Annotated in this window: 1 protein-coding gene; it reads right to left on the bottom strand. The window is 69.5% G+C overall.

The window, feature by feature from the left end; translation table 11 throughout:
- The coding region (locus MHA02_RS21850) for a 1-deoxy-D-xylulose-5-phosphate synthase N-terminal domain-containing protein (protein WP_280178019.1) at positions 1-998 on the bottom strand (998 nt) is incomplete at both ends.

Here is a 998-nt window from a genome sequence, read left to right as displayed (position 1 = left end):
CCGCGGTGATCGCCACCACCTTCGGATCGGCATCCGCCGCCTTGATCAGGCTCTCGCCGAACACGCGGGTATAGGCCGGAGCGTTGGGCTTGGCCTTGGCCTGCACGCCCGAGATCACGTCGAACTTCACCACGCCGTGGTAGCGGTCGGCGGAGGCCTCGGCCGGGCCGTAGCCCTTGCCCTTCTGCGTCACCACGTGGAGCAGGATCGGGCCCTCGCTCGCGTCGCGCACGTTCTTCAGCACCGGCAGCAGGTGGTCGAGGTTGTGCCCGTCGACCGGGCCGACATAGTGGAAGCCCATCTCCTCGAACATCGTGCCGCCGCCCACCACCAGCGAGCGGGCGTATTCCTCGGCCTGCACCGCGCGCTCGTAGAGCCGCTTCGGCAGCAGCTTGCCGAGCTGCTTGGCCGTCTCGCGGATCGAGCGATAGGTGTCGCCCGAGGCCAGCCGCGCGAGGTAGGCCGACATCGCCCCCACCGGGGGTGCGATCGACATGTCGTTGTCGTTGAGGATCACGATCAGGCGCGAGTGCAGCGCGCCGGCATTGTTCATGGCCTCGTACGCCATGCCCGCCGACATCGAGCCGTCGCCGATCACCGCGATCATGTTGCGGCGCTTCTTCGGGGTTTCGCCGCGCGCCTTGAGATCGGCCTCCTCGAGATCGCGGCCCACCGCCATGCCGAGCGCGGCCGAGATCGAGGTCGAGGAATGCGCCGCGCCGAAGGGGTCGTACTCGCTCTCCGAGCGCTTGGTGAAGCCCGACAGGCCCCCGCCCTGGCGCAGCGTCCGGATGCGGTCGCGCCGCCCGGTGAGGATCTTGTGCGGATAGGCCTGATGGCCGACGTCCCAGACGATGCGGTCGGAGGGCGTGTCGAAGACGTGGTGCAGCGCCACCGTCAGCTCGACCACCCCGAGCCCGGATCCGAGATGCCCCCCGGTCACCGACACGGCGTCGATCATCTCCGCGCGCACCGCATCCGCCACCGCACGCAGCTCG

This window comes from Methylobacterium haplocladii, from assembly GCF_007992175.1.
Taxonomy (GTDB): Bacteria; Pseudomonadota; Alphaproteobacteria; order Rhizobiales; family Beijerinckiaceae; genus Methylobacterium; species Methylobacterium haplocladii.
Note: the sequence above shows the minus strand (reverse complement) of the source record. Positions and strands in the feature narration are given on the sequence as shown.